Raw genomic sequence first — 12,444 nt, 5'->3', positions numbered from 1 at the left:
GACGCACCGCCAGGATGGGCCGGTGGCCACCCGCATCGTCTACACCGACCTGGACGGCACCATGGTGGGGCCGCGCGGCTCCTTCTGGCACACCGCCGACCGCGAGCTGACCGCCTCCCCCGCCGCTGCGCTGCTCGAACTGCACCGGGCCGGTGTCGCGTTGGTGCTGGTCAGCGGCCGCACCCACGCCCAGCTGCTGGAGGCCGGGCGGATCTTCGCCGTCGACGGCGCGATCGCCGAGCTGGGCTCGCTGGTCAGCTGGCACGGCGGCCGGGAGACCCACCTGCTCACCGGCGACCTGCCCGAGCAGTTCGCCGGCCGGACGCCGATGGACGTGCTCGCCGAGCTCGGCATCGTCGACGCGCTGGTCGCCGCGCACCGCGGCCGGCTGGAGTGGCACGAGCCCTGGCACGCGACCCACTCCGCCGACGCCCTGCTGCGCGGCCGGGTGGACGCTGCGGCGGTCGACGTCTGGCTGGCCGAGCGCGGGTGGGGCTGGCTGACGCTGAACGACAACGGTGCGGTCCCGGCCACCGCCCGGATGACGCTGGACGCCGAGGCCCTGCCGCCGCACGTCTACCACCTGATGCCGCGCGGGATCTCCAAGGGCGCCGCGATCACCTGGGACCTCGCGCGCCGCGGCCTGACCGCCTCCGATGCCGTGGCCGTCGGCGACAGCGTGAGCGACCTGGAGATGGCCCCGGCCGTCGGCCGACTGTGGGTGACCGCGAACGGGGCGGCCGTGGACGGCATGGCGGCCCGGCTCGACGCCGTCCCCAACGCCGTCGTCACCGACGCCCCGATGGGCGAGGGCTGGGCCCAGGCGGTGCTGGCCTCTCTCGGCTAGCGCGCCGCGTCGCTCAGGAGGTGACGTCCTTGCGGGCGAAGTGCCGGAAGGCCAGCGCGGTGAAGACGGCCGAGTAGACCAGCCCCTGGACCACGCCGCGGAACAGGTCGCCGGAGTCGACCGGGGTCTGCAGCAGGTCGGTCCAGGCGTAGTTGAACGCGGTCGGGAACCAGTCGCGGATCCCGCCCAGCTGCTCGACCTGCTCCAGCACGGCGAACACGACCGTGCTGAACACCGCCCCGCCGACCGCGGCCAGCGGCGCGTCGGTGACCGTGGAGAGCCAGAACGCCAGCGTGCCCACCACGAGCAGGTGCACGGCGAGGTACCCGACCATCCCGGCCAGCCGGAGCAGCGCCGTCCCCTGGTCCAGCGCGACCCCGATCGGGGTCTGCACGTCGCCGAAGCCGAAGGCGATCCCGCCGGCGACCACCGCGACCACCACGAGCAGCACCATCGCGCCGACCGACAGGACGAGGGCGGCCAGCCACTTCTGCCGCAGCAGCCGGGCCCGCGGCACGGGTGTGGCGAGGGCGTAGCGGAGCGATCCCCAGGAGGCCTCGCTGGCCACGGTGTCGCCGAAGAACAGCGCGAAGACGACGACCAGGAAGAAGCCGGTGGTGGCGAAGAGGGTGAACAGGGTGAGGTTCAGCCCGCTCGCCGAGGCGACGTCCACCAGGTTGATCCGGCTGTTCTCCTCCGCTTCCTCGGTGCCGCCCAGCTGCAGGGCCCCGATGAGGATCAGCGGCAGCGCGGCCATCAGCGCGAAGACGCCGAGAGTGCGGCGGCGCTTGAACTGACGGCGCAGCTCGACGCCCAGCCGCAGCGTCCGCTCCGGCCGGTACCCGGCCGCCGCCCCCGTGGCCTGAGGGGCGGGCGCGGTGGCCCCGACCCTGGTCGTGTCCGTGCTCATGACTCCCCCACCAGTGACAGGAACGCGTCCTCCAGCCGGCGGCGCGGGGTGAGCTGGTCGACCCCGATGCCGGCCTCGACCAGCGCGGTCAGCGCGGTCGCGCGGGTCGTCGGGCCGAGGTCGACGACCAGGCCCTCCGAGCTCCGCTCCACCTCGCCGACCCCGGGCAGCCCGGCCAGGACGGCGACCGCCCGGTCGGTGTCGGCCGGGTCGGCGAGCCCGACCAGCACCGCTCCCCCGGTGCCGACGATCTCCTCGACCGTGCCCTGGACGATCTTCTGTCCCTTGGCCATGACCACGACGTGGCTGCAGGTCTGCTCGATCTCCGACAGCAGGTGGCTGGAGATGATCACGGTGCGACCGGTCTCCGCGTAGGACCGGAGCACGTCGCGCATCGCGTGGATCTGCGGCGGGTCCAGCCCGTTGGTGGGCTCGTCGAGCACCAGCAGGTCGGGGAGGCCGAGCATCGCCTGGGCGATCGCCACCCGCTGCCGCATGCCCTGGCTGTAGCTGCGCACCCGCTTGTCCAGGGCCGTGCCCAGCCCGGCGATCTCGATCGCCTCCTCCATGTGCGCGTCGGCCGGCGGACGGCCGGTGGCGGCCCAGTAGAGGGTGAGGTTGTCCCGCCCGCTCAGGTGCGGCTGCAGGCCGGTGCCCTCCACGAACGACCCCAGCCGGGAGAGCACGGGTGCGCCCGGCCCGGCGGCGTGGCCGAACACCTCGATCCGGCCCTCGGTCGGGCGGATCAGGCCCATGAGCATCCGCAGCGACGTCGTCTTCCCCGCCCCGTTGGGGCCGAGCAGGCCGAGCACCTGGCCGCGGCGCACCTCGAAGGAGAGGTCGCGGACGGCGACGAACCCGTCCCCGTAGGCCTTGGTCACCCCTTCGAAGCGCAGCGGCACGTCCTCCCCGTCGGGTGCGGAGACCGACACCCGCCGGCGCCGGCGGCGGCCGAGCAGGACGGCGGCCAGCCAGCCCAGCAGCCCGAGGACGGCGAGGACGGCGAGGAGCACCCACCAGCGGGCCGAGCCGGCGGTGGCCTGCACCTCGCCGGGCACCACCGGCGCGGCCAAGGCCGCCCCCTCGGCCAGCCCGACCGTCGACACCTCCGAGGACGCGGGCAGCGCGTACGCCTGGTCGGTGGAGGAGACGACCACGCGCATGGTGTGGCCGGCCTCGAACCGGTGGACGATCGCCGGCAGCGTCACCGGCACCTCGGTCGGGGCGGCCGGGTCCGTGGAGATCCCGGTGAGCTCCAAGGGCGCGACCAGTCCGCTGGGCAGGGTCGTCGTGCCGTCGGGCGCGACGTCGTAGAGCTTGGCGAACATCGTCGCCGTCCCGTCCGGCGCCGACACGGCGAGGGTGGTGGTCGGCGCCCCGACCACCTCGAGAGCCTCGGTGAGCTCCGGGCTCGCGAAGGCGGCGAACTGCCCCGGGATCTCCAGCGTGGTCCCGGCGAGCGCGGCGCCGACAGAGCCGAGGCCGGGGATGGTGGTGAGCGCGGCCGGGCTGCCGCCGGCCGGCGTGACCACCGGCTGGGTGGGGCCGGCCAGCTCGACCGCCCGGCTCTCGACGGGCTCGCCGTCGGCCAGGCCCGGGTACTCGTCGACGGAGACCGTCTGCGAGCCGCCCTGGACCCGCCCGACCCCGCTGCCGAGGCCGGTGGGGGCCGGGTAGCGGAAACCGCCGGTGTCGCCGTCGGCGCCGGTGAGGTGGACCTCGAACCAGTCGGCGACCTCGTCCCGCAGCTCCGCGGTGACCCGGCTGGAGGGCGAGGCGTCGTGGCCGCCGGCGAACCAGACCATCCGCACGTCGGTGCCGTTGGCGGTGATCCCCCGGGCGTTGGCGTCGGCCTCGCCCAGCCCGAACAGCGAGTCCTGGGTGCCCTGCAGGAGCAGCGTGGGCGCGGTGATCCGGTCGAGCACGCCCGCCGGGCTGCTCCGCTCCAGGACGGCGGCGACCTCGGGGGTGAGCTCGCCGGTCGAGGCGGCCGTCTCGTAGGCCGCGCAGATGTCGGCCCGGAAGCGCCCGCAGGTCAGCGCCTGCACGGCGGCCGGGTCGAGGTCGTCGGCCAGGGACGCGGCACCGTCGCCGCCGGCCCCGGGGCGGCCGTCACCGGTGGGCAGCGATCCGCTGCCGAAGAACAACCCGGCCCAGGTCCGCTTGAACACCCCGGCGTCGTCGGTGCGCGGCACGGCGGCGGGGGTGCCGGCGGCGGCGACGGCGGCCTGGTCGGGGAAGAACGCCGTGGTCAGCGAGTTCCAGGTGATCTGCGGCGCGATCGCGTCGATGCGCGGGTCGTAGGCGGCCGCCAGCAGGGAGACCGCGCCACCGTAAGAGGCGCCGGCGACGCCCACCCGCGGGTCACCGGGGCCGTCGAGGACGACGTCGTCCCGCGTCGCGAGCAGGTCGATCAGGGTGCTGACGTCGGCCACCTCGTAGCGCGGGTCGTTGAGGCCGATCTGCCCGCTGCTGGCGCCGAAGCCCCGCGCGGACCAGGTGAGCACCACGAACCCGCGGCGGGCCAGCACGCGCGCGTCGGCCGCGACCGACTGCTTGCTGCCGCCGAAGCCGTGGGCCAGGAGCACGGCCGGCGCGGGGCCGGCGGTGTCGGGCAGGTACAGCGTGGTGTCCAGCTCCACGGCGTCGGCGCCCGCACCGGAGGGGACGCGCGCCTCCTCGGTGGTCACGGCCTCGGCGGCCCGGGCAGGCTGGTCGGTGCCGGCGAGGACGACGGTGAGGACGGGCAGGGCGAGCAGGGCGAGCAGGAGGACGATCAGGGCGGCGAGCACCGGCTGGGCGCCGAGGCGCGAGCCGATCCGCGCCGGCCCGGGAGCGGTGCGCACGTGGGCGGCAACGGACGGCGCCGTCTCCTGGTTCCGCGAGCCGGCCAGGGACCGGCGGGTCAGGGCCGCCAGTTGCCGGTGGCGACCACGACGAGGCCGGGCTCGGCCACGCCGGGCACCTCGAAGTAGCGCGCGACGGGGCCGCTGACGTCGGGGAACTGCTCGACCAGCTGGGCCGCGGCCTGCTGCTGCACCGTGTCGCCCTCGCTGTAGTACACGGTGGTGGTCGCCACGTCGCTGACCGGTGAGCCCGCGGTGCCGATCACCTCCCAGCCGTTCGCGCTGAACTGCTCGCCCACGTCGGCCGCCAGCCCGGTGATGGTGGTGCTGTTCAGCACCGTGACCGGTGCGAACACCGGCCCCACCGGCGTCTCGGCCGCCACCTCCGCCGGCGGCGCGCTCTCCTGCACCGGGGCGACGGCGGGCGCCGGCTCGCTGGCGGTGGGCAGCGGGGTCTGTGCGGAGGTCTCCGCGGTACCGGGTCCGGTGAACGACCAGACGCCCAGCACGACGAGCGCGAGGACGACGACGGCGAGCAGGCCCTGCACGCCCCGGCGCGGTCCCCGCGGGACCTCGTCGGGGTGCACCTCCACCCGGCCGGGACCGGACCGGGCTGGCGCGGCCTCCGGACCGGCCGGCGGAGCACTGCGCCGGCCGTCCTTCTTCCGCGCCGCCTCGGCCGCCTGCCGCTCCAGCCGGGCCGCGGCCCGACCACCCACGGGGACGTCGACGGCCCGCCGCGACGGGACGGACGCCGGCCCCGGGCCCGTCTCGGGCTCCGCTCGAGGGGTGCGGACGTCGGCGCGCCGGGGCACGGCCGGGGTGGGCGTGGGTGCCCGCCCGGCGGCGCTGCTCCCCCGCGCGGGCAGCAGGGGCTCACGCAGCGGAGCCACGGGCGCTGCCGGGGTGGCCACGGAGGCGCCCCAGGCCGACTCGGCCGGCACCGAGCCGGAGACGCGCTGGGTGAGGTCCGGCAGTGGTGCGCTGGGCTCGGCCGCCCAGCTCGGCATGCCCGTCGTCATCGGGGCCACGGTCGAGCCGGTGGGCTCCGCACGCCGGCCACCCGACGGCGGAGGCGCGGGGCGGGCGGCCGGCGGCGCGGTGCGGGGCTCCAAGGCGGGCGCGCCCGGCGAGGAGCTGAGCGGGACGGGCGCGGCCGGCGTGGCGGCGGTCAACGGGCCGGAGACCGGCGGCATCGGCCGCGGTGCGGGGGTCCGGGGGCCGGCGACCGCAGGGCGCTCCCCGGCGGTGGCCGGAGGGGCCTGGTCCGTGCGTCGCCGGCCACCGACGGGGGGCGGCGCGCTGGGCCGGCCGGCCGGCCGGCGGAGCAACGGGTCCTCGCCCGCCGGCAGCAGGCCCTCGCGCCGGCGCTCGGCCCGGCTCTGCCGGGGCAGCGTCATCGCCGCGTCGCTGTCGGGCGCGGGCCGCTGGGGCGCGCGTGGGGTCACCGAGCGGGGAGCCGCCTCGGACGGACGCGCGGACTCGACGGGCGGGTCGGTGCGTCGACGCCCCGGGCTCGGGGTCGCCTCGGACGGACTTCCCTCACCGAACGGCGCCACATGCCTCCCCACAGTGAGACAGGCTAGTCGCGACGGAGGTCCGTGCCCAGGACCCTGCCGGAGCGCTGACGCTGCCGCCCGGCGCGCATCCGGCGCAGCCGACGCACCAGCAGCGGGTCGACGACGAGGGCCTCCGGACGGTCGATCAGGGCGTTGAGCACCTGGTAGTAGCGGGTGGACGTCATTCCGAAGCGCTCCCGGATGGCGGCTTCCTTGGCGCCCGGGAAGCGCCACCACTGACGTTCGAAGGCCAGGATCTCCCGTTCCCGAGCGGGCAGACCCGCAACCGTGTCGTCCCCAGGCGTCCCGTCCGTCACAGCAGCCCCGTCCGCTGCGGTCGCCTGCGCCGTCCCGGGCTCGGTCCCGACCACCGCCGTGCGCTCGTCCGCCGTCGGCCCGACGGGCTGCACGGGGTCGTCGCTCATGGTCGTGCCTCCGAGGGAAGGGCGTCGGCCAGGCGCACCTGGCCCCGGGTTCCGGACCCCGTCGACGGTAGCCGCGTGGCAGCCGCTCCGGAGCGGCTGCGACCCGGGCGCGTCGGCATCCCGTGGAGAGCGGTCAGACGCCGGCCGGCAGGGGCGCGGCGGCCCGCCGGTTGCTGTGCGCGTTGCGCAGCATGTCGGCGGTGAAGACGGCCAGCGCGAGCCAGACGACGGCGAAGCCCACGAGCCGGGCCGGCGGCATCGGCTCGTGGTAGACGAAGACGCCGATGGCCAGCTGGATCAGCGGCGTGACGTACTGCAGCAGGCCGACCGTCGACAGCGGCACCCGGCGGGTGGCGGCGGCGAACAGCAGCAGCGGGACGGCGGTGGCCAGGCCCGAGCTGGCCAGCAGCAGCCCGTTCCCCACGCCCGCCGTCCCGAAGGCGGCCTCGCCCTGGGCGCCCAGCACGCCGATGACGGCCAGCGCGGGGAGGAACACGACCGCCGTCTCCACGAACAGGCCGGGCGCGGCATCGACCCGGACCAGCTTCTTCATCAGGCCGTAGAGGCCGAAGCTCACGGCCAGGGCGAGGGAGATCCACGGCGGGTGGCCGTAGTCGACGGTCAGCACGAGGACCGCCACCACGGCGATGGCGACGGCGAGCCACTGCAGCCGGCGCAGCCGCTCCCGGAAGAACACCACCCCGAACAGGACGCTGACCAGTGGGTTGATGAAGTACCCCAGCGACGCCTCGACCACGTGCCCGGAGTTGACCGCGTAGACGTAGACCAGCCAGTTCACCGCGATCAGCACGGCGGCGACCGCCAGCACCAGCAGCGCCCGCCGGTCGGTGACGACGGAGCGCACCTGGCTCCAGCCCCGCCGGACGGTGAGCAGGAGCCCCACGAACAGCAGCGACCAGACCACCCGGTGCGCGACGATCTCCAGCCCGCCGGCCGGCTCGAGCAGGGGGAAGTAGAGCGGGAAGACCCCCCACAGGGCGTAGGCGCCGAGGCCGGCCCCCACCCCCACACGCCGTTCGTCCACCGGCGCACCGTACGCCCGCCCACCACCGCCTCCGCAGCGGTGGGACCCACCCGGACCACCGCCCTCCTCCGTCCGCCGCAGGCCTACCGTGGGCGACGTGCACGCGGGACGCCCCAACCCGGCCCAGTGGCTCTGGTACGCCTACGGCGGCGGGCTGCCGCCCTCGCTGTCGGACTGGGTCCTCGACGACACGACCCGGCGCAGCTGGGTGTGGCGGCACCTGGCCCGCGCCCTGGTGCAGCTCGCCCCGGTCCTCCTGCTGTGCCTGCTGGTCCCGCCCGTGCCCTTCGACATCCGGCTCACCGCGACCCTGGGCGGGGTGGTCATCGGGCTGCTGTTCTCGGTGGCCTACATGACCGAGACGACCGAGCACCGCGCGGTCAAGGCCGGCTGGCCGCCGGGGACGACGGCCGCGCGCCGCGCCGAACGGGCCGAGCGGGAGCGGATCGAGCGCCAGGCCCGGTACCGCTCCGGCGGCGCGGGCAGCTACGACTGACGAAGGACCCCGTCCTCCTCACCCCTCGCGAGCTCGGGGACGGGGCCGGGTCGCGCGGTGCAGGGCGAGGACGTCGCCCTGACCTGAGCCGCTAGTCCTCGACGCGGAACCCGATCTTCATCGTCACCTGGAAGTAGGCGACGTCGCCGTCGACGACCTGGCCGCGGATCTCCTGGGTCTGGAACCACTCGATGTGGCGGACCGTCTCCGAGGCCTTGCGCACCGCCGTGCGGATGGCGTCGTCGACGCTGGTGGTGGAGCTGCCGACGATCTCGCTCAGCCGGTACACGTGGTCGCTCACGACGGGACTCCTCGACGCCGACTGCCCGGACGGCAGCGCTCGGCCTCGACCCTGACACGCCCGGGCGCGGCCCGCGAGCGGATGGAGCCCCATGTCCGGATTGAACGGACGACCTTCCGCTTACAAGGCGGGTGCTCTACCACTGAGCTAATGGGGCGACGCGCTGACGGGCGCCGCAGAGCAGGCTACCGGGGGCGGGTCGGGGCCAGCGGTGACCGTTCCACCCGGTCGGTCGTTCAGGCGGCGTCGTAGCCTGCCGCGGGGTCCCCGGAGACGTACTCCGCCGGGTCGCTGTCGACGGTCGCCCCGGTGGTGAGCCACCGGGCGAACCCCTCGGGGTCGCGGCGCTCCAGCTCGTCCAGCGCCTCCTGCCGGCGGCGCACCAGCTCCTGCCGGGCCACCGGCTCGCGGGTCTCGGCCAGCGCCGCCGAGGTGCGCACCCACTCCCGGCCCAGCGCCGGCACCGACAGCGCCCGCACCCACCCGTCGTCGGCGGCCAGCGGCAGCACGACGGCCGGGGCGGCCCGCCGGTCCTCCCGCACCCGCCGCACCGCCCACCGGACCAGCAGCACCAGCACCCCGGTGGCCGCCAGCAACACCGTCATCGCGCCGCCGGCCAGCACGGCGCAGCCGCTGAGCACGAGCAGCACGGCCACGGTGACGACGGCACTGCGCCAGGCGGCGTCGACGGCCGCCTGCCGCGGGTCCCGGACCGCCGCGTCCCGGGCGATGCCCGCACCGAGGCAGGCGGCGACGCCCGCGGCCAGCGCCACGGCGACCAGACCGGGCAGCCCGAGCGACACACCGCCGACCGCCGCCAGCGCGCCGCCGACCAGCACGAACAGGCCCAGGGCGGCGCGGGTGAGCAGGACGGGGAGGGGCACGGGTGACCTCCGGGCAGCGAGCAGGTGAGGGGTGTCGGCGGTCCCGTTCCCCGCACCGTCCTTGATCACCCCTGCCGACGGTGCGGCGCAGCCCCGGCCGCCGTCCCCCTGGCGAGCGACGTCCAGCTGATTCACAGCTCACCACCAGCCTCGGGCCAGTCCGAGGGAGCACAGTGGTGTCTTCGCGGCGGGGAGGTCCTGCCGTGAGGAGGGACTTCCGTGAGTGAGCAGAACCGTCCGGCCGACGAGACGGGCATCGGCACCGACCGCAGTGCCGGTTCCGGCTGGGCGCCACAGCAGAGCCGCCCGGCGTCCGCCCACCAGACCCCCGGCTCCGGGCAGCCCGTGAGCGCACCGACCGAGCAGTTCCCGACCGCCGGTGCCACCGAGCAGCCGTCGGCCACCGCACCGTTCGCGGCCGGCCCCGCCACGGCGCACCAGCCGTGGCCGCCGGCCGGCTACGGCACCGCCGGGTACCAGCGCACCCTGGGGGCGAGCGCACCGGCCGGTGCCGCACCCCCCGCCTTCCAGACCCAGACCTTCCAGACCCAGGCTCTCCCGCAGCCGGTCTACGGCCCGCAGCCGTTCCCGGCTGCGTCGTACGAGCCGGCGCGGCGGACCGGGCGCTGGCGGCTGGGCGTCGCCGGTCTGGTCGCCGGTGCGCTGATCGGCGGTGGCGCCGGCGCCGGCGTGGTCGCGCTGAGCGACGTGGACGCCGTGGTCAGCGCCAGCGGGACGAGCGCGCAGCCCGTCGTCATCAAGGACGCCGAGAAGGCCACGAGCACGACGGCCGCTGCGGCCGCGGCGGCCCCCAGCGTGGTCACCCTGTACGTGAGCGCCGCCGCGGGCGCGGGATCGGGCTCCGGCGTCGTCCTGTCCGAGGACGGCTACGTGCTCACCAACAACCACGTGGTGAGCCTGGACAGCAGCACCGACGACGTGACCGTGCAGGTGCGCACCTCCGACGGGACGGTCTACGACGCCACCGTCGTCGGCACGGACCCCAGCAACGACCTCGCCGTGGTCAAGCTCTCCGACGCCGCCGGGCTCACCGCGGCGGTCTTCGCCGACTCCGAGGCCGTCCAGGTCGGCGACCTCGCGGTCGCCATCGGTGCGCCCCTCGGCCTGACCAACACGGTCACCGACGGGATCATCAGCGCCACCAACCGGGCCGTGCAGGCCGGGTCGACCCAGGACGAGAACACGGTGATCGACGCCCTGCAGACCGACGCGGCCATCAACCCGGGCAACTCCGGCGGTGCGCTGGTGAACGCCGACGGCGAGGTCATCGGCATCAACACCGCGATCGCGTCGGTCGCCAGCACCGGCCTGCCGGGCCAGGAGGCGACCAGCGGGAACATCGGCGTCGGGTTCGCCATCCCGTCGAACACCGCGCAGCGGATCGCCGAGCAGATCATCGACACCGGTTCGGCGACGCACGCCCTGCTCGGGGTCAGCGCCCGCACCGCGGCCGACGCCGGCTCCGCCGTGGGGCAGGGCGCCCAGGTGGCCACGGTCTCCGACGGCTCCGCCGCCGCCGACGCCGGTCTGCGGGCCGGTGACGTGATCACCGCGGTCGGCGACCGGCCGATCACGACCTCCACCGAGCTGACCGCCGCGATCCGTAGTGCCCAGCCCGGCGACGACGTCACGCTGACCGTGCGCCGCGGCGGGGACAGCAGCGAGGTCGAGGTCACCCTCGACGAGACCTCGGACTGAGGAAGGGCCCCTCTGCCCCCACGCAGAGGAGCCACCTCCTGTGACCGACGACCCCGGTGCCGCCCCGCGGCCCCGGGGCCGTCGCACGTCCGGCGTGGGGTGATGTGTGCCGACGCCTAGGCTCGGCCGGGTGCCCGGACCCCAGCTGACCACCCCGCTGGCCGAGTCGCTCGACGACCCCCAGCGCGCCCGCGACCTGGCCAAGATGAAACGGCTGGCCACCGGGCTGTTCGGGCTCGCCGCCCTGGTCTTCCTCGGCTGCGTGCTGCTGGGCGAGGAGGCGGGCAGCTGGGTCGGGTACGTCCGGGCCACCGCGGAGGCGTCCATGGTCGGCGCCCTGGCCGACTGGTTCGCCGTCACCGCACTGTTCCGGCACCCGCTGCGGCTGCCGATCCCGCACACCGCGATCATCCCGCGCAAGAAGGACCAGATCGGCACCAGCCTGGGCACCTTCGTCCGGGAGAACTTCCTGACCCGGGCGGTCGTCGACGAGCGGCTGGCCACCGTCGACGTCCCCGGCCGGCTGGGCGAGTTCCTGGCCGCCCCCGGTCGGGCCGAGCGGCTGGCCGGCGACGCCGGCGCCGCCCTCGGCGGGCTGACCGACCTGCTGAAGGACGACGAGCTGCAGCCCGCCGTCGCCGCCTTCGTCGACCGCAAGCTCCGGGAGACCCCCGCCGCACCGGCCGTGGCCCGCGGCATCGAGCTCGTCGTCGACGGCGACCGGCACCAGGAGGTGCTCTCCGCGGGGCTCACCGGACTGGCGAACTTCCTGGCCGACAACCGGCTGGTCTTCCGCACCCGGCTCGGCGACGCCTCCCCCGCCTGGGTGCCCGACTGGGTCGACGACCGGGTGTTCGACCGGGTGTTCGACCTGCTCCAGGGCTTCCTCGCCGAGGTGGGCGCGGACTCCCGGCACGAGCTGCGCCGCAGCTACGACAAGCGGCTGCGGGCCTACGTGCACACGCTGCGCACCGATCCGGAGGCTGCGGCCCGGGTCGAGCGGTTCAAGGAGGAGCTGCTGGACCACCCGGCGGTGCGCACCTGGTCGGGCTCGCTGTGGAGCACGGCGAAGAACGCCGTCGTCACCGCCGCCGCCGACCCGGACTCCGAGCTGCGGGCGCGGGTGGTCGGGCTGATCCGCTCCGGCGCGCAGCTGCTGCAGACCGACCCGACGGTGCGCGAACTGGTGCAGCGGCAGTCCCAGCGGGCCGCCGGGTACGCCGTCGAGCGGTTCTCCGGCGACGTCGCCGACCTGGTGGGCACCACCGTGGCCCGTTGGGACACCGAGGAGACCAGCCGGCGGATCGAGCTCCAGGTCGGCCGTGACCTGCAGTGGATCCGGGTGAACGGCACCGTCGTGGGCGGCCTGGCCGGCCTGGTCATCTACACCGTCGCCCAGCTGCTGGGCTGAG

11 protein-coding genes and 1 tRNA gene are annotated in these 12,444 nt (G+C 75.7%); 4 read left to right on the top strand and 8 right to left on the bottom strand.

Annotation, left to right across the window (positions count from 1 at the left end):
* Positions 1–22: 22 nt before the first annotated feature.
* Positions 23–847, top strand: a complete 825-nt coding sequence (locus O2W53_RS02565) for an HAD family hydrolase (RefSeq protein ID WP_269161472.1) — start codon at positions 23–25, stop codon at positions 845–847.
* 13 nt (positions 848–860) lie between these two features.
* Here the strand turns inward: O2W53_RS02565 and O2W53_RS02560 are convergent, their stop codons facing one another.
* The 5 genes from O2W53_RS02560 to rarD form a co-directional block, all read right to left on the bottom strand.
* Positions 861–1,757 carry an ABC transporter permease gene (locus O2W53_RS02560; RefSeq protein WP_269161471.1) on the bottom strand — a complete coding sequence of 299 codons (897 nt, stop codon included), beginning with the start codon at positions 1,755–1,757 and terminating at the stop codon, positions 861–863.
* Positions 1,754–4,603, bottom strand: coding sequence for an alpha/beta fold hydrolase (locus tag O2W53_RS02555; protein WP_269161470.1), 2,850 nt, complete (start codon positions 4,601–4,603; stop codon positions 1,754–1,756). Before O2W53_RS02555 ends, O2W53_RS02560 begins: the two co-directional genes overlap by 4 nt.
* A gap of 59 nt (positions 4,604–4,662) precedes the next feature.
* A complete protein-coding gene (locus O2W53_RS02550) occupies positions 4,663–6,003 on the bottom strand; it encodes a LytR C-terminal domain-containing protein (protein ID WP_269161469.1) in 1,341 nt (446 codons plus the stop codon).
* A gap of 182 nt (positions 6,004–6,185) precedes the next feature.
* A complete protein-coding gene (locus O2W53_RS02545) occupies positions 6,186–6,587 on the bottom strand; it encodes a DUF3263 domain-containing protein (RefSeq protein ID WP_269161468.1) in 402 nt (133 codons plus the stop codon).
* Between the two features lie 133 nt (positions 6,588–6,720).
* The gene (rarD, locus tag O2W53_RS02540) at positions 6,721–7,632 is read right to left on the bottom strand and encodes an EamA family transporter RarD (protein ID WP_269161467.1); all 912 of its coding nucleotides are present in this window, start codon (positions 7,630–7,632) and stop codon (positions 6,721–6,723) included.
* 97 nt (positions 7,633–7,729) lie between these two features.
* Here rarD and O2W53_RS02535 point away from each other — a divergent pair, with 97 nt between their 5' ends.
* Positions 7,730–8,128: a DUF5313 family protein gene (locus O2W53_RS02535; RefSeq protein WP_052090981.1), complete on the top strand. Its 399-nt coding sequence runs from the start codon at positions 7,730–7,732 to the stop codon at positions 8,126–8,128.
* Between the two features lie 91 nt (positions 8,129–8,219).
* On the opposite strand, the gene O2W53_RS02530 is transcribed toward O2W53_RS02535, so the two are convergent.
* From O2W53_RS02530 to O2W53_RS02520, 3 genes are all read right to left on the bottom strand, one after another.
* The gene (locus tag O2W53_RS02530) at positions 8,220–8,429 is read right to left on the bottom strand and encodes a dodecin (RefSeq protein WP_036334618.1); all 210 of its coding nucleotides are present in this window, start codon (positions 8,427–8,429) and stop codon (positions 8,220–8,222) included.
* An 82-nt stretch (positions 8,430–8,511) separates the two neighbouring features.
* Positions 8,512–8,586: transfer RNA gene (locus O2W53_RS02525), tRNA-Thr, on the bottom strand.
* A gap of 79 nt (positions 8,587–8,665) precedes the next feature.
* Positions 8,666–9,313, bottom strand: coding sequence for a hypothetical protein (locus O2W53_RS02520; RefSeq protein WP_269161466.1), 648 nt, complete (start codon positions 9,311–9,313; stop codon positions 8,666–8,668).
* A gap of 219 nt (positions 9,314–9,532) precedes the next feature.
* On the opposite strand from O2W53_RS02520, the gene O2W53_RS02515 reads away from it, so the two are divergent.
* Positions 9,533–11,032: a S1C family serine protease gene (locus O2W53_RS02515; protein WP_269161465.1), complete on the top strand. Its 1,500-nt coding sequence runs from the start codon at positions 9,533–9,535 to the stop codon at positions 11,030–11,032.
* A gap of 130 nt (positions 11,033–11,162) precedes the next feature.
* The gene (locus O2W53_RS02510; RefSeq protein WP_269161464.1) at positions 11,163–12,443 is read left to right on the top strand and encodes a DUF445 domain-containing protein; all 1,281 of its coding nucleotides are present in this window, start codon (positions 11,163–11,165) and stop codon (positions 12,441–12,443) included.
* Position 12,444: the final 1 nt, after the last annotated feature.

The organism is Modestobacter sp. VKM Ac-2978, from assembly GCF_026968025.1.
Classification (GTDB): Bacteria; Actinomycetota; Actinomycetes; order Mycobacteriales; family Geodermatophilaceae; genus Modestobacter.
Note: the sequence above shows the minus strand (reverse complement) of the source record. Positions and strands in the feature narration are given on the sequence as shown.

Excerpts from the sequence above, each read along its gene's own strand:
- O2W53_RS02560 (WP_269161471.1), bottom strand. The coding sequence starts at position 1,757 with ATGAGCACGGACACGACCAGGGTCGGGGCCACCGCGCCCGCCCCTCAG.
- O2W53_RS02550 (WP_269161469.1), bottom strand. The coding sequence starts at position 6,003 with ATGACGCTGCCCCGGCAGAGCCGGGCCGAGCGCCGGCGCGAGGGCCTG.
- O2W53_RS02545 (WP_269161468.1), bottom strand. The coding sequence starts at position 6,587 with ATGAGCGACGACCCCGTGCAGCCCGTCGGGCCGACGGCGGACGAGCGC.